Annotated in this window: 13 protein-coding genes; 1 reads left to right on the forward strand and 12 read right to left on the reverse strand. The window is 41.2% G+C overall.

Annotated features, from left to right (window positions below; translation table 11 throughout):
• Nucleotides 1-37 precede the first annotated feature (37 nt).
• The 9 genes from KTR06_RS14470 to KTR06_RS14510 all read right to left on the reverse strand — a co-directional run bounded on the left by KTR06_RS14470 (nt 38) and on the right by KTR06_RS14510 (nt 14,040).
• A complete protein-coding gene (locus KTR06_RS14470; protein WP_120068890.1) occupies nt 38-1,297 on the reverse strand; it encodes a glycoside hydrolase family 76 protein in 1,260 nt (419 codons plus the stop codon).
• A gap of 232 nt (nt 1,298-1,529) precedes the next feature.
• Nucleotides 1,530-2,999, reverse strand: a complete 1,470-nt coding sequence (locus KTR06_RS14475) for a DUF4972 domain-containing protein (protein ID WP_120068905.1) — start codon at nt 2,997-2,999, stop codon at nt 1,530-1,532.
• A 22-nt stretch (nt 3,000-3,021) separates the two neighbouring features.
• Entirely contained in the window at nt 3,022-4,164 is a 1,143-nt protein-coding gene (locus KTR06_RS14480) for a DUF4972 domain-containing protein (RefSeq protein WP_052587962.1), read from the reverse strand.
• A gap of 25 nt (nt 4,165-4,189) precedes the next feature.
• The gene (locus KTR06_RS14485; protein WP_117512506.1) at nt 4,190-5,512 is read right to left on the reverse strand and encodes a glycoside hydrolase family 76 protein; all 1,323 of its coding nucleotides are present in this window, start codon (nt 5,510-5,512) and stop codon (nt 4,190-4,192) included.
• Nucleotides 5,513-5,535: 23 nt separating this feature from the next.
• The gene (locus KTR06_RS14490) at nt 5,536-7,455 is read right to left on the reverse strand and encodes a RagB/SusD family nutrient uptake outer membrane protein (RefSeq protein WP_004322390.1); all 1,920 of its coding nucleotides are present in this window, start codon (nt 7,453-7,455) and stop codon (nt 5,536-5,538) included.
• An 11-nt stretch (nt 7,456-7,466) separates the two neighbouring features.
• Complete coding sequence (locus KTR06_RS14495) at nt 7,467-10,898, reverse strand: TonB-dependent receptor (protein ID WP_217290462.1); 3,432 nt, start codon at nt 10,896-10,898, stop codon at nt 7,467-7,469.
• Between the two features lie 158 nt (nt 10,899-11,056).
• Nucleotides 11,057-12,259, reverse strand: coding sequence for a FecR family protein (locus KTR06_RS14500; protein ID WP_049702267.1), 1,203 nt, complete (start codon nt 12,257-12,259; stop codon nt 11,057-11,059).
• A gap of 113 nt (nt 12,260-12,372) precedes the next feature.
• Entirely contained in the window at nt 12,373-12,945 is a 573-nt protein-coding gene (locus KTR06_RS14505) for an RNA polymerase sigma factor (RefSeq protein ID WP_004299529.1), read from the reverse strand.
• Nucleotides 12,946-13,050: 105 nt separating this feature from the next.
• Nucleotides 13,051-14,040, reverse strand: a complete 990-nt coding sequence (locus KTR06_RS14510; RefSeq protein ID WP_118029770.1) for a glycoside hydrolase family 43 protein — start codon at nt 14,038-14,040, stop codon at nt 13,051-13,053.
• Nucleotides 14,041-14,204: 164 nt separating this feature from the next.
• Here KTR06_RS14510 and KTR06_RS14515 point away from each other — a divergent pair, with 164 nt between their 5' ends.
• Nucleotides 14,205-15,308 (forward strand): family 43 glycosylhydrolase, encoded by a 1,104-nt coding sequence (locus KTR06_RS14515; protein ID WP_128858802.1) that lies wholly within the window; start codon nt 14,205-14,207, stop codon nt 15,306-15,308.
• Between the two features lies 1 nt (nt 15,309).
• On the opposite strand, the gene KTR06_RS14520 is transcribed toward KTR06_RS14515, so the two are convergent.
• From KTR06_RS14520 to KTR06_RS14530, 3 genes are all read right to left on the reverse strand, one after another.
• Entirely contained in the window at nt 15,310-18,258 is a 2,949-nt protein-coding gene (locus tag KTR06_RS14520) for a glycosyl hydrolase 115 family protein (protein ID WP_217290463.1), read from the reverse strand.
• Nucleotides 18,259-18,285: 27 nt separating this feature from the next.
• On the reverse strand, nt 18,286-19,851 hold the full coding sequence (locus KTR06_RS14525; protein WP_371745219.1) for a sulfatase: 1,566 nt from the start codon (nt 19,849-19,851) through the stop codon (nt 18,286-18,288).
• 150 nt (nt 19,852-20,001) lie between these two features.
• On the reverse strand, nt 20,002-22,059 hold the full coding sequence (locus KTR06_RS14530; RefSeq protein ID WP_217290464.1) for an alpha-glucuronidase family glycosyl hydrolase: 2,058 nt from the start codon (nt 22,057-22,059) through the stop codon (nt 20,002-20,004).
• Between the last annotated feature and the right edge of the window lie 26 nt (nt 22,060-22,085).

Raw genomic sequence — 22,085 nt, forward strand, 5'->3', positions numbered from 1 at the left:
ATTTAATCTATTTTACGCAAATTCCGTCGTTTTCTATTTATTTCTTAGCCGGAAACAAAAGCATCAATGCCGGTATACCGGAAGCAGAATAACTGTCGATTTCCGCACCTTCCGGCAACTTTTTATAGTATTCGCCTCCACATACGTTCCGTGTCTTATCTCTGTTTGCCCAACCTGTTTTGATGGTACGTTTCAGGAACGGGAGATATTGGGTTTGTCCGCAATCATACACCAACCATGCCATATATTCCGCAAAGATGGCAGTATAGATACCCTGTTCAATACCACCTTCGAAAGGTAGCACTTTATGTTCTGCAGACATATCTTTCACTGTATAGTCTGCTGCCAGAATAGCATTGTCCAGATAACGTTTCTCTCCGGTCGCCTTATAAAGCAGTATGGAAGCTCCGATAAAGGTTGCCTGATTATAGACATGTGCTTTCCAGGCAGGATTGCCATTTCCATGACGGCTATCGGCAATCTTTCCTGTTGCTTTATCCAAGAGATTTTCCACTCCCCATTCATAGATTTCTTTACCTTTGGCAAGATATTGAGCTTTCGTCTGATAATCCGGCCGTTTGTCGGTCGATTCTTTTCTATTTTCAGGCACGTTATTGTAGAGGGTTAATGCTGCAACAACTGTCGGAAAGTTGATACAGGCCATCTTTCCATCACTGAATTTATTCGGTTTCGGATTTTGAATGGGTTGCCATTGCCAGAACATACCTCCGTTTTCTTTGTCATACGAGCCTGTATCACCTACCTTTTCCGAGCCATACCATACCCGTTTGAAACTGGCTTCCGAAAGTTTCAGATATTCATCCACTCCAAAAAGCTCGTAGCCGCGTGCCAGGCTGATAGTCCACCACATGATGTCATCGTAGATGAACCAGCCGGTATTTTCGTTGTTATCATCAAAATCAAACTGACAATATTGCGCTTTGTTCCCTGCAAATATTTTCTCGCAGAGTGTTTTATAATAACTTGTCTTCTTTCTGTCTTTCTGTGCCTTTGCCAGTTTATAGGCATTCATTGCCATATCCCAATAAATAGGCTGACACCAGATAGCCGCTGCTCCATTGCCACGGTCAACAGCACTCGGATAGGACGAATTTGTCTTGTAAATATATTTATTGGAGTCTAGTAGTGTATTATTAAATCCTTCATAAGCTGCCCATACATCTTCGTTCGTATACGCATGCTTCTTCTGGTTTGCTTTTCCTAAATTACCGACTGCCCATGTGGTAGTTGATACTCCCAATAGTAGTGTCAGAGCCAAAAGAATTTTGCTTTTCATGATAGTTTATAAGTTTATAGTATTTTTCCTGTTACAAAGATTGCAGAAATAGCTGAAAAAAAACGATAATATTTATTCAATAAAGAACAAATACAGACCAAAACACTTTTCTACAATAAAAATAAAGGATTAATAAAGGGTTATTGGAGAATAATTTCCCCTTACTCTGTCCTTATGACAGAGATAAGGGGAATATTTAATCTACCTATTGAAAACTCATTCCGGTAAACAATTATTTGTTATCTGTAATGTCTGTGGATTCAATCCATTGCCAGTTATCACCAACTAATGTTGCTGTATGACCTTTCAAACCTGTTATTGTCCTGGTAGCACTTTGAGTAGGCTGATCACCTTTCACTTCAAAATCCCAGGCTTCTACCAAATTCGGATTATCGGCACTTACACCTTCTTCATTCCCCATATAAGAAGCATATACCTGATTTTCTGTCCGGTTTGTTTTCCAGATACGGATCTTCTTTATGTAACCGGAGAACCATTCGTTACGGTTTCCATTATTGTCCATCATACAGAATCCGGTCATGTGAATCTGATTGGAAATAGAGTTGTTATTTACATAAGTCTTATAAGATTCACCAATACGAACTACTGTTCCATCTCGCCTTACACCATTAACCATAGCATAGCTCTTAATATCAGTTGGTGTATCAAATCCCGGCAAACCTTTATCACTAAATAAATAGGCATAATGTGTCCAACGATCTTTAGTCCAGTTATCTGAGTTCTTCCACCCCGGTTCCCATATACCTGCCGCTGTATGATTCTCATTTTCCCAGTGAGCAACCATTGTTCTCAATAATCCTTTCGTACGATCCTGGGCACGCCATCCGCTCCAATAAGGATCGTTTGTCATGGTAGAAAGGAAAGTACAGTTGTCTTCTCCCTGTTTATTGCAATATTCTTTGATATTCACCCAAAGTTCAATCGTAAATGCCTGATTGTCATCCTCTCCAAACTTCACATAATCCTCGCTATAACCAAAGTCTATATAGGAACCGGCATTTCCATCTACAAACAGATTCCAGGTAATCTGACTGTTATCCGGCCATGCAGAATCTTCTACTTCTTCTACTTTCTTATCGGCAGCAGCAACAGCCTCATCATAAATCTCCTGCGTCATATCTGTGATGGAACCGGATTTGATTCTTTCAGCCAGACTTTCCAAGTCTTTAGCTGCACTCTCCAAAACCGACTTATTTTCTACCGGATATTGTCCCTGATGATTTCCCCACTTCGTTTCATCATTAACGATTGCAAGTATTTCATCCGCCTTAGCCAGTAAATTATTGATATATTGCTGTGCTTCCGGAGACAGATTATAATATTTTGATTTTTTAAACTCGTCAATCGCTTGATTTACCTTTGCTACAGCAGCTTCCAAAGTTGTTTCATCCAGTTCTTCGCCAGCTTCTACCCGTGTTATCAGTGCATCCAACTCGGTAATAGCAGCATTTAATATATCCTTTCCGGTTTCAGGATATGTTCCGGGAGCAGTTCCGTAGGTTGAATTTTTCAATAAATAGTTCAATGACGTACGGCTTTCCTGTAAGATACTTAATTGTGTATCTGTTATGTACTCGTCTTCAATATCGTCACAAGCGGTAAATATCCCTGCCAGACAAGAAATCAGGAGGAAAGAGAGGAGCATTGCTCCCTCTCTCCATTTATTAGTTAAACATTTCATGTTTTTCATCGTTTTTACATTATTATTCAACAATACGTTGCCACTCGTAAGTACCGATAATCTTAGCAGTATGACGGCCTGTCAGGTCTATTACTTCATTACCCGAACCGGAAGGTTTGGTCATGAAATCCCATGCTGCCGCCAAGTCTGCTTCTTTACCCGTCACTTCAGCCGTTCCATTATAAGAATTCTGAACATATTCGTTATCCTTTGCGCTTTTCCAGATACGGATTTTCTTCATATAACCGGCAAAGCCTTCTTCAAACAGATTATCACTGGTACGCATATAACGTCCGAAAGCGGTCATCGGTGCATTATAGTTGGCATAGTTGCTCGAATTATAGAACCTGTTACCCACGCTTCCCTCGGTTGTTTTCACTTCTCCGTTCACATACAATTTCGCACGAAGCTCCGGACTGCCCGGCAAGCCTTTATCACTGTACACAAACAAGAAATGTTGCCATTCTCCATCTTCCGGTGCCTTTAGTGACGGTTCACAGATATTTCCTCCTGTTTCGCCCCAAGTTGCACGATAAATACCACCGTCCGCATTACGCCAGTACATCATCCAGCCATTACGCCATCCGTCACCGCCCATATAAGTTGACAGGAACACATTCTGGTCTTTTCCACCACCTTTGGTTACTTTCACCCAAAACTCAACAGTAAAGGCTTGGTTTCCTTCGGTTCCGAAATTGACATATTCTTCGCTACGTCCGAAATCGATATAAGAACCACCATCACCACGTCCGTCCACAAACAGTTCAGCCGGTGTTGTTTCAGCGTCTTCTGTACGGATCGTACTCTTGAACTGTTCCATAGACGCCTTGGCTTCTGCCACATAGCGTTGTTTCTCACTTTCCGACGGAGAGGGTTGCTGATATTTGATTAAAAGTACCGCACGATTGGCATCATCTATCGCATCTGTCAGAATTGCCCGGCTTTCGGTGGGGTACTGTCCTTTCTTATCTCCGTAGTCTGAATTTTGCTGCAAATCGGTCATTTCAGCAATCAATGCATCCAGTTGGTCGATATAGGTATCTTCTATTTCAGGAGCCGCAGTATACTCGTCATGCGTTTCTTCAGAACAAGCTGCCAATTGAAGTGTCAGTACCATGCATAACACATAATACCACATTTTCCAATTTGAATATTTCGTATTCATTATTCTTCTTTTTTATGGGTTACAATTATTTATCTGCCGGAAACAACAACATCAATGCCGGTATTCCGGATGCACTATAGCTGTCAATAGTAGCACCTTCTATCTGTGCCTTATAATATTCGCCACCACACAAATTACGTGTCCGGTCGCGATTAGCCCAGCCGTAATTAATGTTACGTTTCAAGAACGGTACGTACTGGGTCTGGCCACAATCATTCACCAGCATGGCCATGTATTCCGCAAAGATAGCGGTATAAATACCCTGTTCCACGCCACTCTCGAACGGCAGTAAATCGTACGTTTCGGACATGGTATTCATTGTATAGTCAGCTCCCAAAATTGCATTGTCCAAATATGTTTTCTCACCGGTAGCTTTATAAAGCAATAACGAAGCTCCGATAAAAGTGGCCTGATTGTATACATGGTCCGACCATGCCGGATTGCCTTCACCATGCTTGCTGTCGGCAACCTCTCCGGTATTGCTGTCTACCAGATTCTTCACAGCCCATTCATAGATTTCTTTTCCTTTTGCCAGATAAGCTTCCTTCGTTTCATAATGCGGACGGGTAAAATCACCGTACTTATTACTCCAATTTTCCGGATTCGGATCAGCCACACGATCGGCAGGAACGTTGTTGTAAAGGGTCAATGCAGCTACCACTGTCGGAAAATTGATACAAGCCATCTTACCATCACCGGCGGCATTTTCATTCGGATTGCCGATAGGCTGCCATTGCCAGAACATACCTCCACCCAAATTCTTTTCAGGATCTGCATAAGAACCCGTATCACCTACGCGGGGAGAACCGTACCATACACGTGCAAAACTTGCTTCTGCCAGACTGCGATACTCTTCCACTTTAAATAATTCGTAAGCACGTGCCAAAGTAATGGTCCACCACTGTATATCATCATAGATAAACCAGCCGGTATTCTCATTATTATTGTCGAAATCAAAGTTTACATAATGTGCTTTATTTCCGGCAAATAAATCATCACACAACTGCTTGTATTTGTTTTCTCTTTCCGTATCCCCTTCCGCTTTTGCACGTTTATATGCGTTCATGGCCATATCCCAATAGATCGGCTGGCACCAGATAGCGGCAGCTCCGTTATTACGGTCGGTAGCAGCAGTATAAGCGGTACTTGTTTTATAAATGTTCTTATCGGGATCCAGTAAGTTATCATTAAATGCTTCATAGGCAGTCCAGGTATCCGCATTAGTATACTCCGGTACAATCTCGTAATCCGGGGTATATGGCTTTGCCTGTTTATCCTCATTGCAAGAGGACATACAAAGGACACCGGACATGAGACAAACTGCAGAGAAAATATATTGTTTCATCATCATTTCTATTTTATAATCAGTATTTAGAATCCTGTATTCTGAACCAAGTTTTTATCAATATCAATTTCGCCCTGTGGTATGGGGAAGAAGTACTGACGGTCAAAAATACGCTTCACAATCTCCGTACGCTTGAAGAATTCATTTCCGTCATAATTGACATTCATACCGTGAATTGCCTTGTTGAAATACTCATTTACCAATCCCCAGCGACGTACATCAAAATAACGGCAGTTTTCAAAACTCAACTCAATGCGTTTCTCCTTACGAATCAGCTCCATGACTTCTTCCGTTGTAGTCGGTTTAGGCAGATTGACTGTTTCACCGTAGCCCGGAATGCCCGCACGCTTACGGATCATGTTCATATACGTCCAGATGTCTTCATGAGTCGGGCTGACATGAGCAAGCGCTTCGATATAGTCAAAATAAATATTAGTCAGACGCAAGAGCACACAAACCAGATTCTGGTTACGGTCACCGGAATCCATACATTTACGTACTAAATAACCTGTACTCGTATAGTCATTGCTACCTTGTTCCTTACCACAGCTTCCGCTATAAGTGAAATCTACTATATAACCGCCTTCTGTTCCTTCAAACCATTTTGAATTACTAAAGGTTATGTCTGCATAGAAACGAGGTTCACGATTAACATACATCATTCTGGTTCCTACCGGTGCATATAAAGTACCGTCTATTCCTTTGTATTCTGCTGTAGAGACTCCTTCTTCTACATAATCGGATTTTTCGTTGATAATCGGAGTGACACCGTCAGCACTATAACCGGAAATAGGGGATTCTCCGTTTGACATGAAATAGGCATCTACCATTTCTTGGGTTGCTCCCAACAAGCTACCACCCCTATAGTTGGTCGTATTACCGGATCTATTCGGCATACGGTCGTACTGCATGGTTCCGGCAGCATTATCCAAACGGTAGAAAATCATTTCTTTATTGTTACCCATTTCAGAAAACAAGGTTCTTACTGCACGGCGATAAGATTCCGTCGGACTGAATCCTTCCGAGTCCGGACCGGAAACAGCAACACCGTCCTTATTGGTATACATCAAATGATAACGACTTCCGTAATTAGAGAAGAAAGTGTTACATTCATCAATCACTTTCTGCCAATTGGCACGTTTGGTAGCTTCATCCGGTTTGTTAGGGAACAGCTTTGTTCCGTCCGTATTAGCCAAGCCTGAATAGTAAGTGCACTCTCCGTTAAACAACCAGCTGGCACGATAAGTCAATGCTTCAATGATAAACGCCTGTGCAATCGCCTTGTCAATACGGCCATATCCGGACACTTTGTCGGTAGAAGCATCGTCCAATAAACCATCGTTTTGTGCACCTTTCAGTTCTGATACGATAAAATCAAAACACTCATCTACCGTATTGCGCGAGAGTTGCAACTCATCACTCGGAGTATCCATCGGAAAATCCTTTTCAAGCAAAGGAACCGGACCATAAGTACGTACTAAATAAAAATAATAGATCGCCCGCAAAGCTCTTGCCTCCGCTTTCCATTGATTTCTTTCTGTAACAGTCAGCGGTGCCTGATCTACATTTTCTGTAAATACTGCCGCTTCATGAATACCTGAAAACCAACTCTTCCAGCGATATAATACCATTGTTCCTTCCGTCGCATCGATAGAGTTGTTATTTATCAGTTTTTCCTTTTTGTCATTTGTCCACTCCGCCTCATCGCTAGCGCCCGTCCAAGGACCGGGAGTACGGTACAGACTTGTTTCATGCACCTGACGTTGGTTAAATTCATCCGGTAAGAATGTGTATACATTCGAAAGATACCGCAAGGCTCCATCTCTGGTTGTGAAAATCTCCTTGAGTGATAAACGGTCATCAGGCACCTGGTCAAAATAGTCATTACAAGATGTCGTCAAGAGACACGCCAGCAAACTTACGATTATATAATTATATTTTTTCATTATCTTTTTGTTTAGAATGTGAAATTAATACCAACTGAATAAGAAGTCGTATTCGGATAAGAAGCACCATTATCGGTATTCAACTCCGGATCCCACAATTTGAAGCGACTCAAAGTGAACAGGTTAGTTCCCATTACATATACAGCCGCATTCTTCAGATGAACTTTATTCACCCAGGGTTTCGGCAGATTATAAGAGAGCTGCAATGTCTTCAGACGCAGGAAGTTCATGTTACGCACCCACCAGGTACTTTTCTGGAAGTTATTAATGCTACTGGTTGTTTCGCTTCCATAAGACAAACGCGGATAAAAGGCATTCTGATCCGGATTTTCCTCTGTCCAACGGTCGTCAATGTTAGAGTAGAGGTTACCGCTACCACCACCGCCATTAAACGGATTAATACTGCTACCGTTCAATACACGTTCGGCTCCCGCTACGCCCTGAAACATCATGCCCACAGACAAGTCTTTCCAGCCTACTGTAAATCCGAAACCATAGACAGTTGTCGGCACATCTCCACGAGAAATGTAAGTCTGGTCGTACGCATCAATCTGACCGTCATTGTTCAAGTCCTTGTATTTGATATCTCCGGCTTTCACTGTTCCAAACTGTGAAGCAAACGGTTTGGGAGTAATGGCTTTATTGGCAGCCGACAAAGATTCCCAACGTGCCATATCATCTATTTCAGCCTGAGTGAACAGTCCCTCGGCAACATACCCTTTCGCTCCATTGATGTTACGTCCATATTGGTTCATCCATTCGTATTTCTGTTCCGGCAATTCTCCCTGAATCCATTTATCCTTATTAAAGGTGACATTACCCCGAAGCGCAATTACCCAGTCTTTATTGATACGCTTGTTATATTCGATTGTTCCGTCAAATCCCTTATTTTCTATGATACCGATGTTTCCGTAAGGAGCAGATGTGTTGTACCCCAAGAATGAAGGCATAGAATGTTCACGCTTCAACAGAATGTTTTCACGACGTTCCTTAAACAAGTCGAACACAATAGACAGGTCGTCATTAAATAGCTTAAGGTCAATACCCAAGTCTTGTTTGCGAGATTCTTCCCAGATCAGGTCAACAGCCATATTCACTGTTTCATAACCGGCCCACTTAGTTCCATTCGGTCCGAATTTATAGCCATAGTCTCCATTCTCTTTCATCTGATCCAGATACATGAAACGACGGTCGGAAACTTCGCTATTACCCACTTTACCATCCGTATAACGTATCTTCAAGAAAGAAACTGCCTTCGACAGAGGTTGCCAGAATTTCTCATTTGAAACAACCCATCCTACACCAAATGCAGGGAAAGTTCCGAAACGATGTTTGGGCGAAAAATTCTCGGCACCGTTATAACCGATGTTGAACTCTGCGAAGTAACGGTCTTTCCATGAATAAGTGGCACGACCGGCAATACCCATCATACGATACGGAATCGCATCTTCCAATGTCCCTTTCGGATATAATAGTTTGGATTGCTGATTGAACAGGAATAACGCACTAACACGATGATCGTCGTTGAATGTCCGGTCATAATTCAAGGAAGCCTCCAAATAAGTCTTTTTGTTGCCACTCGTTTCCTGTGTATAGCTTAACACGTTACTTCCTTCATAAATACGTTGCAGAATAGGTTGTCCATTCATATCGTAAGGAACACTAGTGTCCAGGAAGTTGTAGGTAGACTCTGCACGGTCCTGATGTACATGTATCTCATTGTATACGTCGAATGCATACATAGCAGTCAGTTTCAGTCCTTTCGTGAGCATATCCAAATCCTGTGTGACGCGCAAATTAGAGTAAATCTGATTTTTCGTCAGGTTGTCATAACCACGACGTGTAGCCTGTGAATAAGGGTTATTAAAGTTGTTATTGGTTGAAGTTCCCGGCACAAAGGCTTCTCCGTTAACAAAGAACATCTTCGGATATTCAACCGGTGAGATAGACATTGCCGCATTATACAAATCGGCAGAAGAGATGGCCGGATAGTTTCCTTCTCCCAGATAACCTTGCGCACCGATCTCGACCTTAGTAGTAGGAGTTACGTCGATATTCAAATTGGTAGTAAAGTTATAACGGCTATATTTCATTTTGGAGTCATAGGTGTTGATATTCTTATCAGTCACCGTCATACCTGTCTCATTAAAATAGCTGACTGATGCATAATAAGCGACTTTCTCGCTACCACCGCGTACATTTACATTCACACGACGATTATGTCCCCAATCATTAAAGATTTCTTTCAACCAATCCACATTCGGGTATAGATAAGGATCCTTGCCGGCAATCGTGTTACGTATTTGATCTTCTGTATATTTCGTAGCAATACCGTCATTACGCATTGCCTCGTTGGCTGCATTCATATAAGTGATACCGTCTGCCAAATCGACCATCTTCGTAAAACGGGTAAACGATTCATAATAATCCGCGCTCACTGTCGGTTTTCCTACCTTTCCCGGTTTGGTTTTAATCAAAATTACGCCATTGGCACCACGTACACCATACACAGCTGTTGCTGATGCATCTTTCAGCGTTGTCAACGATTCAATATCTTCCGGATCGATGTCATTGAACGAACGTTCCACTCCATCCACCAATACCAGCGGAGAAGAAGTGTTGGGAGTGGAAATACCACGAATCCAGATATCAGCAGCATCTTTTCCCGGTTCTCCTGTACGTTGTACAGCCACAACACCCGCCAGACGTCCCGCCAATGTAGTTGTCAAACTGGCAGAAGGCGTCTTAATATCTTCCATCTTCATGGAAGACTGTGCACCGATATTACTTATTTTACGCTGGGTACCATAACCCACAATAACAGTCTCTTCCAATTCGTTGACCTGTTCTTCCAAGGTGACATCATAAATGTTGGTCGAGGCATTGGTTCGTATTTCAGAAGTTTTAAACCCGATATAGGTAAACTTAAGCACTACGCTCTTCTTGGTTACGAATATCTCATACAAACCATCCATATTTGTAATCGAACCGTTTGCATCTCCATCCACAGTGACGTTCACCCCAATAAGCGGCTCTCCTTTTATATCAGTGACACGTCCGGATATTTTCCGCTTATTCTGTTGCTGTTCGGTTGAAGCAGGGTCTTTTCCGGAAATAAATATTTGCCTGTCAGAGATCCGATAAGTACACGAAGTACCTTCGAAAAGTTCAGAAAGGATTTCTTCTATATTTTTATTCTTACTGTCGATAGATACCTTACGTTCTAAGTTGACAGCGTCATCTAAATAGAAGAAAACAAATTGACTACTTTTCTCTATTGTTTTAAGCACTTCTCTCAACGTCGAGTTACTCATGCTGACCGAAAGAGTCTTAAATTGAGAATAATTGTTGTAACTTGCGAAAGAGTAGTCTATTCCGAGAAGTAAAAAGCACAGGAATAGCCCGAGAACCTTACTCTTTCGTTCTCTAATTGCATTTTTCATATTAAACATGTTAAAAATTTCTCATAATATTATTTTCTGTATATAAACATTCATAGGCACACAAGTCCCATCTGGATGATAGTTCGTATCATCCACTCTCTTCAATAATTACCATAAAATAAGGGAGTTAGATTAGTTTATTATCTTATTTTTTATATCTATTTCTTTACTACTCGATACGTTTTATATTGTTCATCATAGGCATAAGAAATTGGTGCAACAAAGGTTAATCCATTAATAACTGTTTCAAAGCTGTCTTTCAAATCGATTTTTCCGGAACATTTTATTTTACTTAGCGCTGGGTCAAATTCTACATTCACACCATAATAGGTAGACAGGCGTTGCAAGACTATTCCCAAATCGGCACTTTGGAAACAATATAGTCCATTTATCCACGATATTGCCTGTTCTACATCTACTTGTGATATATTTTCCTTTCCATCGGCAGAACTGAACATCTGATTAGGAGCCAAAATCGCTTTCGGAGTCCGGGCTGTCTCTACCTGAACACATCCTTGCGCCAGCACTACACTTCTAATTGCTTCCGACTCATACGCCGTTACATTAAATTTAGTACCAAGCACCCTGACATTCATATCTTTGGTCCGCACATAGAAAGGGCGGTTTTCATCTCTGGTTACTTCTATGTAGATTTCTCCGTCCACATAGATTTCACGTTTATCTTTTTCAAACTCTACCGGATAAATCACTCTCGTGCCGGCATTCACCCAGACTTTAGATCCATCGGCAAACGTCAATACCGATCGCTTTCCACGCGGAATGACCAATTGATTGTAAGCTGCCGATTTTTCCTTTTGTATACTTTCCTGATTTGTTTTGATTTCTACGGAATCATACGTAATCTCCGTTTCTTTTTCTTTCAGGCTCACTACGTTATCTTCCGCCAAAATCAACAGTGTTTCCTCCGTCAGAGGCAAATCAGCTTTGGTATTCACTGCAAAAGTGGCAATATCCGGATCCAGCACCGAAGAATAACTCTTTAATAAGAAGAAACATCCCACAAGAATAGCAACACTGGCCGCCGAGCTCAATCCTATTAAGAAATAGTTCTTACGTTTCGCCTTCTCCTTATTTATATTGGTTGCCTGTATACGAGTCCATAAATCATCCGTTTCCTCGTTTGAAAGTACTTCTTCTTTCTCTTTTGAAAAAACCTCCAAATATCTTTTTGCTGCTATATATTCATCTATATTGGAAGGATTCATCTGTTCAAATTCATCCCAGAACTTCTGTGTTTCTTCCGTAGGATGATTCATGGAAGAAATAAAGAAATCATTCTGAAGGAATTCTTCAAAAGTATATAGGGAAAAATCTGTATGTTTTTGTTCAGAGTTCATCATTTTCATTGTCTTTACGTATGAATAACAGTTGTACTTTCATTTTATACTCACCTTTTCCGAAGTTTTTTCCACTTTTTTTTGATTGACAGGAAAAATAGGCTGATTATTCTCTCTTATTTTCTCTTAAATAAGTCCCGGATACGTCCCAAAGCCCGTTGAATGGAGTTAGAAACAGATTGATTATTCATGTCTGTCACCTTACTTATTTCATCAATACTCATCTCTTTGATATATCGATAATAAATAATTTCACGCTGTCTGTCCGTCAATACAGACATCATAGTATGTACGGTTGCCTGAACTTGTTTTTCCTGTTCATTATTAATATATATAGTTTCCGGAGTGGAGGGGGATTCGTCAACCGTCTCTTCTCTCTCACCTATTTCATCAAACGAAAGAGAATCTGTTGTCTTTTTTAGCGCATTAAAAAGAGTGTTTTTCAACGCTACCGTCAAATAAGCTGCAATATTATCTGTTGGGGCTAACTTTGCACGATTCATGTGGATTTTCACAAACACATCATGTATGCAATCTTTAATTAATTCTTTGTCTGAAGTATATAATAGTCCGAATCGAAACAGATCTTGCACCGTTCGATTATAGATTTGGGTATACGCACTCGAATCTCCCTCGAGAAACCTTTTCCACAAAAGGGAGTCGGAAAGAGTGTGTATATCTGGGTTCATTATAATAAGTATGTTTGATTTACAAGGACAAAAATAAAACAATAAATCAAAAAAAGCCCATCTTTATTAAAATATTAATTACGGATGGACTGAACTTTTCAGATTTTACTTCAATGGGCTTGCCTCTACTCCCTCGAAAGTCATCTTTATGGGTTTTATTTTTCCATCTTTATCAAAGTACATACGGTCAACGCAGGTCACACGAGCGTTTCCATCCGTTTCACCCAATGGATGGCGATGATAAATGATGTACCATTCATCCTCTCCCGGCCCTTTTACAACTGAATGATGGCCGGCCCCTGTTCCAATATTGGGATCCCTCTGTAATATTTTTGCTTCTCTTTTGAAAGGTCCGAACGGTGAGTCGGCAATGGCATAAGCAACACAATAATCCGGTCCGGTCCAACCGCCTTCTGACCACATAAAATAGTATTTTCCGTTACGTTTCAACATAAAAGGTCCCTCTACATATTTTTCGGGGGTTACTTCCTTATAAAGGGTACCATCTTCAAACGGCACGATACTCAACAAGTCCGGGGCCAGTTTCACCATATTACAATGTCCCCAGCCACCATAATACATATAATACTGTCCGTCATCGTCTTTGTAAACAAACTGATCGATCGGTTGCGCACCATTTACAAATTTATCAATCAGAGGTTTGCCTAACGCATCTTTAAATGGTCCGGCAGGATTGTCGGCCACAGCTACACCAATACCGCCCAGTTCATTATTGCTTTGGATATCATTCGCACCGAAAAATATATAATATTTATCATTCGCATGAATCACGGCAGGTGCCCACAAAGCACGTTTAAACCAACTAATATTCTCTTTTGATAACACTTTCGGGTGCTTTGTCCAGTTCACCAGGTCTTTAGATGAGAAGGCATCCATGAAAGTCTGTTCGTCATAAGGCGCCGAATACGTAGGATAAATCCAGTATTCATCCCCAAATACAATTCCTTCCGGATCGGCATACCATCCCGGAAATACAGGATTGCCACTCGTCTTCGGTTGTTGATTGGCTTTTTGTCCAAATACAGACTGGGAACAGCAAATAACACTAAGAAGAATAAGGTGCTTCAGTTTCATACAATATCAATTTTAAAGTTCGTGCCACAAAGATGAGAAAAAACAACTAGAAATTCAATAAATACAAACCAATTAAGGATAAATACTAACCAATCTGCAAAAAAAAGATGATTTATCAGGATTTTGTGCTTTCTTTGCAGTGTCATTATTAAATGAAAAATACCATGAAAAGCAGATTGTTATTACTAGCCGTACTTTTAGTCATTATTTGTGCATCCTGTCAACCCAAGAAGAAAACAGAGCCGGAAAAGGAAGCCATAACAGGAGCTACTTATACAAATCCGCTACGTGAAAGAGGAGCAGAGCCATGGGCTGTTTTTTATAAAGGGAAATATTATTATACGCAAGGCTCTGAAAGCAGAATCATGCTCTGGGAGACCAGTGATATTACAAATTTGAATGACAGTCTTAGAAAGCCGGTATGGATACCAACCGATCCAAGCAATTCCCATCACTTATGGGCCCCCGAAATGCATCGCATCAACAACAAATGGTATATTTACTTCGCAGCAGACGATGGTAATATGGATAATCACCAGATTTATGTAATTGAAAACGAGGCTGATATTCCTACAGAGGGTAAGTTTGTTATGAAAGGGCGCATACCGACCGACAAAGATAACAACTGGGCAATTCATGCGAGTACTTTCGAACACAACGGACAGCGTTACATGATTTGGTGCGGATGGCAAAAACGAAGAATTGACAGCGAGACACAATGTATTTACATCGCTTCGATGGAAAATCCGTGGACTCTTTCTTCCGACAGAGTTCTGATTTCCAAACCTGAATATGAATGGGAGTGTCAATGGGTGAATCCCGATGGCAGCAAAACAGCCTATCCGATCCATGTGAACGAAGCACCTCATTTCTTCCAGCCGAAGAATAAAGATAAAGTATGCATTTTTTATTCCGCCAGCGGTAGCTGGACTCCCTATTATTGTGTAGGATTGCTAACAGCAGACGCCAATGCCAACCTGTTGGACCCTGCTTCCTGGAAGAAACATCCGACACCCGTATTTCAGCAGAAACCGGAGAATGAAGTTTTTGGCCCCGGCGGCAGTTCTTTCGTCTCTTCACCGGATGGAAAGGAATGTTATATGCTTTATCATGCCCGTCAGATACCGAATGATGCTCCGGGTGCAATGGACTCACGTACTCCCCGCTTGCAGAAAATAGAGTGGGACAAAGATAGGATGCCTATACTGGGAATACCGGATAAAGCCGGAGAACCCATGGCAAAGCCATCTGGTTCTCCAATCAATTAGACTAATTACATTTTGTACTTTCAGGTCCAAGGTATGAACGTTTTAATCCTCCCATGTCGATGACTATTTTCTGAATGACGACCCCGGGATCACCACAACGTATCTGTAGGGTGTGTTTGCCCGGCTTCTTCACATACAAAGTAGATTTATTCACTCTACAATTCTTCAGTACACTATCATACCAAACTTGAGAATACTCAATAGCAGAAGTAGATGGAGTAGAAATAGAACCATCATCTATACGGACACTATACTTTGTGTCCGAATTAGTATGTTCCGGCAATTTATGGTCTCGCTCTGCGTGTAAAGGGAATGTAGGTAGAACATAGGTATACACATCATAAATCCCGGCATTAAACGTATAAAAATCATATTCCACTCTACGTACATCACCAGCACGATACATCTGTAAGGGAGATATAGGATTCCCTAATTGCAAAGCACACCCTTCAACCCCAACCCCGGGAAGAATATTCATTTTTATGTCATTACTCTCAAACTTACGATGAAACCCTGCAGCCGGAATAGAGACATACCCATTCTCTTCCATATATACTCCTTGCATCTCATCACGCACAGGAGACGCCGGATTAAAAACAGAAACCAATACACATTCTTTTTGATCATTAGAACTAAACTCCACAGCACCTTTAATACTCTCTCCAACCGGAACTTTCTCCCAATCAACAGATACCCTGATTCGGTCCTCTGTCGGAGTTTGCCCAGCTTTTTGAGACACTATAATCCAATCGTCCGAGGGCTTTGCAGTCCAACTCAAATCTCCACTTCCTTGATTATACACATCGATCCAATGGCTTTTACGAGAAAAAGTGTTATAAACAGGCAAACTATGATAGCTCAACCCACCTTTATCCAAGATTTCACTTTCTGCCTGAAGAGCTAATTTAGGAGCACCAACCGGTGTATAACTTTCTTCCATCAACGGGAGCATAAAGTAAGAACTGGAACCTTCATAATTCTGTTTCAAAGACATCATATATTTCCATTTCCCGTTCAACAAAGAATTATACCCTTCAGTTATGATTTGCAGACTATCATGGTAATTCTTTACCTTCTCCTTTATCAAATTAGCGACGGCACGCTGCTGACGAACATACTGCCGATAATATTGTCCTTTTATAGTCATGTGGTTCATCAGTTCGGCACCTTTCACCGGGTAGTATAATAACTGATAAAAAGCCGGCTGACTGTCTTTATCCAAAGATGCCAAAAGATTTTCCGCTTTCTTCCCAATGCGGCTATATTCGTTCAGACGATTTTCTGCTTCATTATAATTGGCAAAAGAGAACTCCGTATCCGTACGTTTCTCTCCCCCGCCCCAATAATTATTCCAATATCCCCAACCCATATATTCCGGTTTCCGGGAAAAAGCCAAATTGATATGCGAAGAAGTGATATCTTCAAATACGCTATAATACTGTTCCCCAAACATCTTTGCCAACCAACGGGCGGGATAGGTAACCACATTATTCGCATTAAAGCTATCTATATCATAAGCCATATCAAGGAATAAAGAGACTTGCATTTCGGCTCCTTTTAAATCACCGCAATTAGCCAGCCAGATACGGTCTGCCGTCGTATCATAAGCCTTTCGGAGTTCCTCATACATCAGAGCCGGGGGAGTAGTACTGTACCACAAATAGCTATGGGGAACTCCCAGATAAGAGACATGGTAGTAAACACCTGCACGCCCGGAGCGCTTCTGTTCATGCGGGCCACTTAAGCGCTTCATGTAGCCGAAGTTATCATCCGGCCAAATAATGGTTACATCATCCGGCAATTCCAATCCATTCGAATAGATTTCCAACACCTCCTTGTATGGAGTAAATGCCTGTGGAATTGTTTCAACCGGTCGATCAATATGTTCTGCAATCAAATTACGCTGGTCTTTCAACGCACTCTCCAGCATTTTGACCTTTTCTTTCATGGGGACATCACCTCCTCCCATTGCCGCATCATGCAATCCTCTCAAAGCCAATGTATATACATTCTCATAAGCACAGTTTTCCTTTACACGGTTTCCTAGAACTTCATTAATTTTATCCTTATTTTTACCATAATCCCAAGGCCCCATCGTTTTTGAATTCCATTCACTAGCTGTATTTAACAATAATGGTTCGCAATGACTGGACCCCATTACAATAGCAAAAGTATCTGCCACCAACTTATTTTCAGGTATCTTATAAAATGCGGTCGACACCGGATGCATGGCAGGAGCCAGATGATTGGCTTTCAACCGTAACAACAATTCGCATATTTTGGCATAAGTACGGGGACCTATATTGCCACGCTCTTTCTCAAAAGTCTTAGCGGCCCAAGGTTTCAGTCCCCAATCTTCATCATTCAGAAAAACACCTCTATATTTCACGGAAGGGGTCTTGGAAACAGTGGTGGGAGCATCCACATAAAGTGTTTTATGTTTCTTCACAGGGACATCCGCCCACCAATACCAAGGAGATACACCTGCCATTTCCGAAAGAGAAAACAAACCGTAAGAAGCTCCTCGCCTGTCACTTCCGGCTACAATCAGCGCTTTATCTACTCCTGGAAAAGGATGATTAACTGTCTGAATCAGATAACGTTCCCATGCTCCTTCCAAAGGAGATATATCTATTTTCCCATTGGAGGCTAGCTGACGAATTGCCTGATTCTTTTCAATAGTACCGACAATCACCACTGTTCTTCCTTTCTGCCATTCATCTGCCAATTTTAATCTCTGCCCTGTGACATTTTCAATATCAGACACAAACAGTTCGGCAACCTTCTTTACAACCGGGTAATCATTGGCATCATAACACACGGTCGCCTTTATTTTCGATGCGACTAATGGGAAAGTATATTTACTATGTTTTACATTCTCATTCACAACCACTTGTGATTGCAGGGCAGATGCCACTACCAATAATATTAATAGCGAAAAGATTCTCATTGATACAGTAGTTCTAGTTATTCAGTTCTATTTCTTTTTATCTTCAAAATGATAGTTATATGGATTCCGCTTAAAATGGTAACGATTTCTTGGCACCGGCAATGGGTCTTGTACACGCAGTTCCCAAGTCATCAATTCTTCCAGCAATTCCATTTGTTTGGAAGCATATTTCTTTTTATTATAAAGATTATTAATCTCGGAAGGATCGGCTTTCAAATTATACAGTTCACCACGACCATAATTGTCGAGTACTAGTTTCCAGTCATCTTTGCGAACCATACGTTCAGTTCCGCTTTGTGTCCAGGTATTCAGTTCGTCAAAGTGAGCTATTTTATTGGGTTGCAAAGCCCCTTCTTTAGCAAATGTCAACGGTTCATCCCGGGTGAAATCTTCACCACCGAATCCCTGTTGTACAATTACACTCGAGAATTCTTTCTTTGGGTACGATTTACCCGTCAACATCGGCCATAAACTGCGTCCTTGCACTCCCAGAGGTATATCTGCACCGATTGCTGTACAAATAGTAGGAAATACATCAGCAATAGAAACATGCGCATCCATTGGAGATTTTTGCGGATGAATGTTGTATCCTGCCCAAATCATCGGAATACGGGTCAAACATTCGGGCACTCCTGCACCTTTACGAATCAAACCATACTCCCCACAATAATCCCCATGGTCTGACAGGATTACAAAAATGGTATTTTCATAAAGCCCGGCTGCTTTGAATCCTTCAATCAGGCGTTTGGTCTGGTCATCAATCAGACGAAGCATTCCTAAATAATTTCCACGCAAACGAGGAAGATCTTTTGCCAGGTTCGGGCAGGCTGTATCTTCCAATTCCGCCAAAATCTCATACTTATTTCCTTTTTTAGATAAATCGTTCCGGCTAGTCAAAGTTGCCGGTATCTTTTCCGGAGAAAACATTGAGAAATAAGGCTCTGATATCTGATATGGATTATGCGGTTCAGGCATTGAAACCCACATAAAGAATGCGGAATCTTTTTGCTGCTCCGCCCAAGCCAAAGCTTTGGTAACCATTTTCACCGGATTCTGCGCTTCTGCCGGGAAAGGGGTGGCTTCCAAATATTGACCTCTCGCTTTATTATTCAGAAAAAATGCAAAGTCCTTATCTTCCTGCGTATCACGCTGATTCTTTCCCCAATGAAAATATTCCTCACAATAATCAAAATCTTTCCCTTTCACATGCGCATGGTTCTTTCCCACTAATGCCGTCTTATATCCTTGTTCTTTAAACACTTCGAGCATATCTTTCTTATAATACATATCGGGAGTGTTGTGGTTCGTACGGACATGCGTAGCAGTCGGATAACGTCCTGTAAACATGGAACAACGCGCAGGCATACTAGCAGGAGCTACCGTATACGCCTTATCAAACCAGACATTACTCAATGCCAGCGAATCGGCAAAAGGAGTGACAGCCATCGGAAAACCTTCGCGACCACACAAATCAGCTCGCTGTTGGTCGGTCATGATGATAACAACATTGGGTTTGGGTGTTTGTGCCGACATTGGGATGATATTTATCATACCAGAAACAGCAGAGATTGAGAATAAAACTTTTCTATTCATAACATAATATCGTAATAAGTTTAGTAACAAGAAGTGTATGAATTACTCACACCCAAAGTTCGGCAATCTTTCCAATAAGTTACGAAAATAGCCATTCAATAAAGGACAAAAAATAACCATTTTCACATCAAAACTCATCCAATACAGATTTTACTTGTAAAGATCAAAAAAATGAATAGCAACATTGTAATATGTTTCAGCATCTCTCCGTTCTTTCAAAAGACTTTCCATTACCTCTGCAAATCTCCGGGAATCAATCTTATGACGAATTGATTTCCAAAGCCGGATATTTCTATCAGCTTGTTCTATTCCCAGTTTTAAATTAGCGGTTAATTCTTCACGAAGAGTCAAACCGGATTTCATTCTATGCTCCCACGATACATTATGAAAACAGAGCAAATACAGTTCTGGGCACAGATTTATATCATTAAAGATTGAACGATTAGGCCTCCAATATTGAGATACATAATCGGACCCATTGACAGTACGATCATTACCAATACTTTCTTTACTAATTTTCCACTCTTTATTAGCACGTATTCCGAATCCTGCTTTATAATGACATTTTACCTGGGTAGTTAATCCAAGGCTATAAGGCGAATGACTACGAACAAAGCGATCCCAGGTCGGCATCATCATTTGTTCAATAACCTTTAGAGTTTGTTCGTCACAATTCCAAGTAGACTTTATCCATTCAGAAGTTATTTTTTCTGTTTCTTCATCGGGATTCCATGCTAAACGCCCAAAAGCAAACCAGTTGGCTTGCGCAAAGTGGTGTCCTGTCCAGTTCTGTAAATCTCCAGTATTTGCCACACCTGCAATTGCACGAAAGGGATAAGAAGCAGTCTTACCTGTAATAATAGTCTTCACTGTACTTCCTCTTCCTTCACTATAGGTATCAAAATCCAAGAACTCCCTCCACATAGGCAATAGATAAACCAAATATGTAGAATGTCCTGTATATTCTTGAGTAATCTGGAGTTCCGGCATCAAAGAAGTATATTTCATACTCCCAAATAAAGGTTGGGCAGGTTCACTCGGTTGGAAATCAAGTGCCCCGTTTTTCGTCTGTAAGACCACATTGTCATCAAACTTCCCATCAAGCGGAAGAAACTCTTTATAAGAACGTTTGATACGATCTTTATCAATCTCCGGATTATAAACAAAAGTGCGCCACATCACAATGCCTCCATAAGGTTTTAAAGCACGGGCCAACAAATTTGCTCCTTCTGCATGAGTACAATGATAGTCTTGAGGACCGGGCATACCTTCCGAATTGGCTTTTACTAAAAATCCGCCAAAATCAGGAATCAGCTCATATATCTCATCAACTTTCGCTTTCCACCACGCTTGTACATGCGGATCTCGCGGATCAGCTGTATCAAGGTCACCTATCCCTCCCCATTGCTTCATCACATCCGGAGTTGCCGACGGTTTTAAAGGTGCCGCAAAATTAGCTGTAAGATAAACCCGTATATGGTATTTACGAAAAACATCTGCCAAGGCAGCTACTTTCTTCAAATAGTCCCTGCGCAAAATACGAGGATCGGCATTAACGTTATTCAACACAACTCCATTTATGCCTATAGACGCATTAGTACGGGCATAGTCAGTATATCTACTATCGACTTTCTCCGGCAACTCCTCCCATTTCCATAACGACTTACCAGCATATCCCCGCTCTATATTTCCATTTAAATCATCCCAATGATTAAGTTGTCGAAATTCCAATGCAGGTATCTCTCTTATATTCAGTTGTACAAGTGGTTCACCACATTGAATCAATCGAATCAGATGGAACGTGCCATAAAGAAACCCTGCATCGGAATAGGCTTGAAGTGTTATCCTCTTTTTACCACTACGGATGATATATCCTTCCTTACCCAGCCTTTTATCTGTACAGAAACTCATCTGAATTCCAGTCTCTTCACCACGAACAAAACCCGGTGTAATTTCCAGCAATGCTTTTAAAGCATGCTCCAACTCCTCTTTTATTACTTCATCATACTGGCTTCCCGCCAAACGAACCTGACTGGCATACCGAATAGCAGATTGCTTCAATCGGGAATTGGAACCGGATTTGTAATTCAACCAAAGTTCATACCCTGTATCAACGGTAGATACTGCCTGCACCTGCCCATAAAGATGACTAATACAAGAATAAAAAATGAACAAGATAATGCAAGAACAACGGAACCGATGATTCATAAGCTCGATTTAATTATATTGGGCTA

It is taken from the genome of Bacteroides sp. MSK.20.12 (genome assembly GCF_019052435.1).
GTDB classification, from domain to species: Bacteria; Bacteroidota; Bacteroidia; order Bacteroidales; family Bacteroidaceae; genus Bacteroides; species Bacteroides xylanisolvens.

What these genes read in the sequence shown, in the direction of transcription:
- KTR06_RS14470 (WP_120068890.1), bottom strand. Translation starts at nt 1,297, where the DNA reads ATGAAAAGCAAAATTCTTTTGGCTCTGACACTACTATTGGGAGTATCA.
- KTR06_RS14475 (WP_120068905.1), bottom strand. Translation starts at nt 2,999, where the DNA reads ATGAAATGTTTAACTAATAAATGGAGAGAGGGAGCAATGCTCCTCTCT.
- KTR06_RS14480 (WP_052587962.1), bottom strand. Translation starts at nt 4,164, where the DNA reads ATGAATACGAAATATTCAAATTGGAAAATGTGGTATTATGTGTTATGC.
- KTR06_RS14485 (WP_117512506.1), bottom strand. Translation starts at nt 5,512, where the DNA reads ATGATGAAACAATATATTTTCTCTGCAGTTTGTCTCATGTCCGGTGTC.
- KTR06_RS14490 (WP_004322390.1), bottom strand. Translation starts at nt 7,455, where the DNA reads ATGAAAAAATATAATTATATAATCGTAAGTTTGCTGGCGTGTCTCTTG.
- KTR06_RS14495 (WP_217290462.1), bottom strand. Translation starts at nt 10,898, where the DNA reads ATGAAAAATGCAATTAGAGAACGAAAGAGTAAGGTTCTCGGGCTATTC.
- KTR06_RS14500 (WP_049702267.1), bottom strand. Translation starts at nt 12,259, where the DNA reads ATGATGAACTCTGAACAAAAACATACAGATTTTTCCCTATATACTTTT.
- KTR06_RS14505 (WP_004299529.1), bottom strand. Translation starts at nt 12,945, where the DNA reads ATGAACCCAGATATACACACTCTTTCCGACTCCCTTTTGTGGAAAAGG.
- KTR06_RS14510 (WP_118029770.1), bottom strand. Translation starts at nt 14,040, where the DNA reads ATGAAACTGAAGCACCTTATTCTTCTTAGTGTTATTTGCTGTTCCCAG.
- KTR06_RS14515 (WP_128858802.1), top strand. Translation starts at nt 14,205, where the DNA reads ATGAAAAGCAGATTGTTATTACTAGCCGTACTTTTAGTCATTATTTGT.
- KTR06_RS14520 (WP_217290463.1), bottom strand. Translation starts at nt 18,258, where the DNA reads ATGAGAATCTTTTCGCTATTAATATTATTGGTAGTGGCATCTGCCCTG.
- KTR06_RS14525 (WP_371745219.1), bottom strand. Translation starts at nt 19,851, where the DNA reads ATGAATAGAAAAGTTTTATTCTCAATCTCTGCTGTTTCTGGTATGATA.
- KTR06_RS14530 (WP_217290464.1), bottom strand. Translation starts at nt 22,059, where the DNA reads ATGAATCATCGGTTCCGTTGTTCTTGCATTATCTTGTTCATTTTTTAT.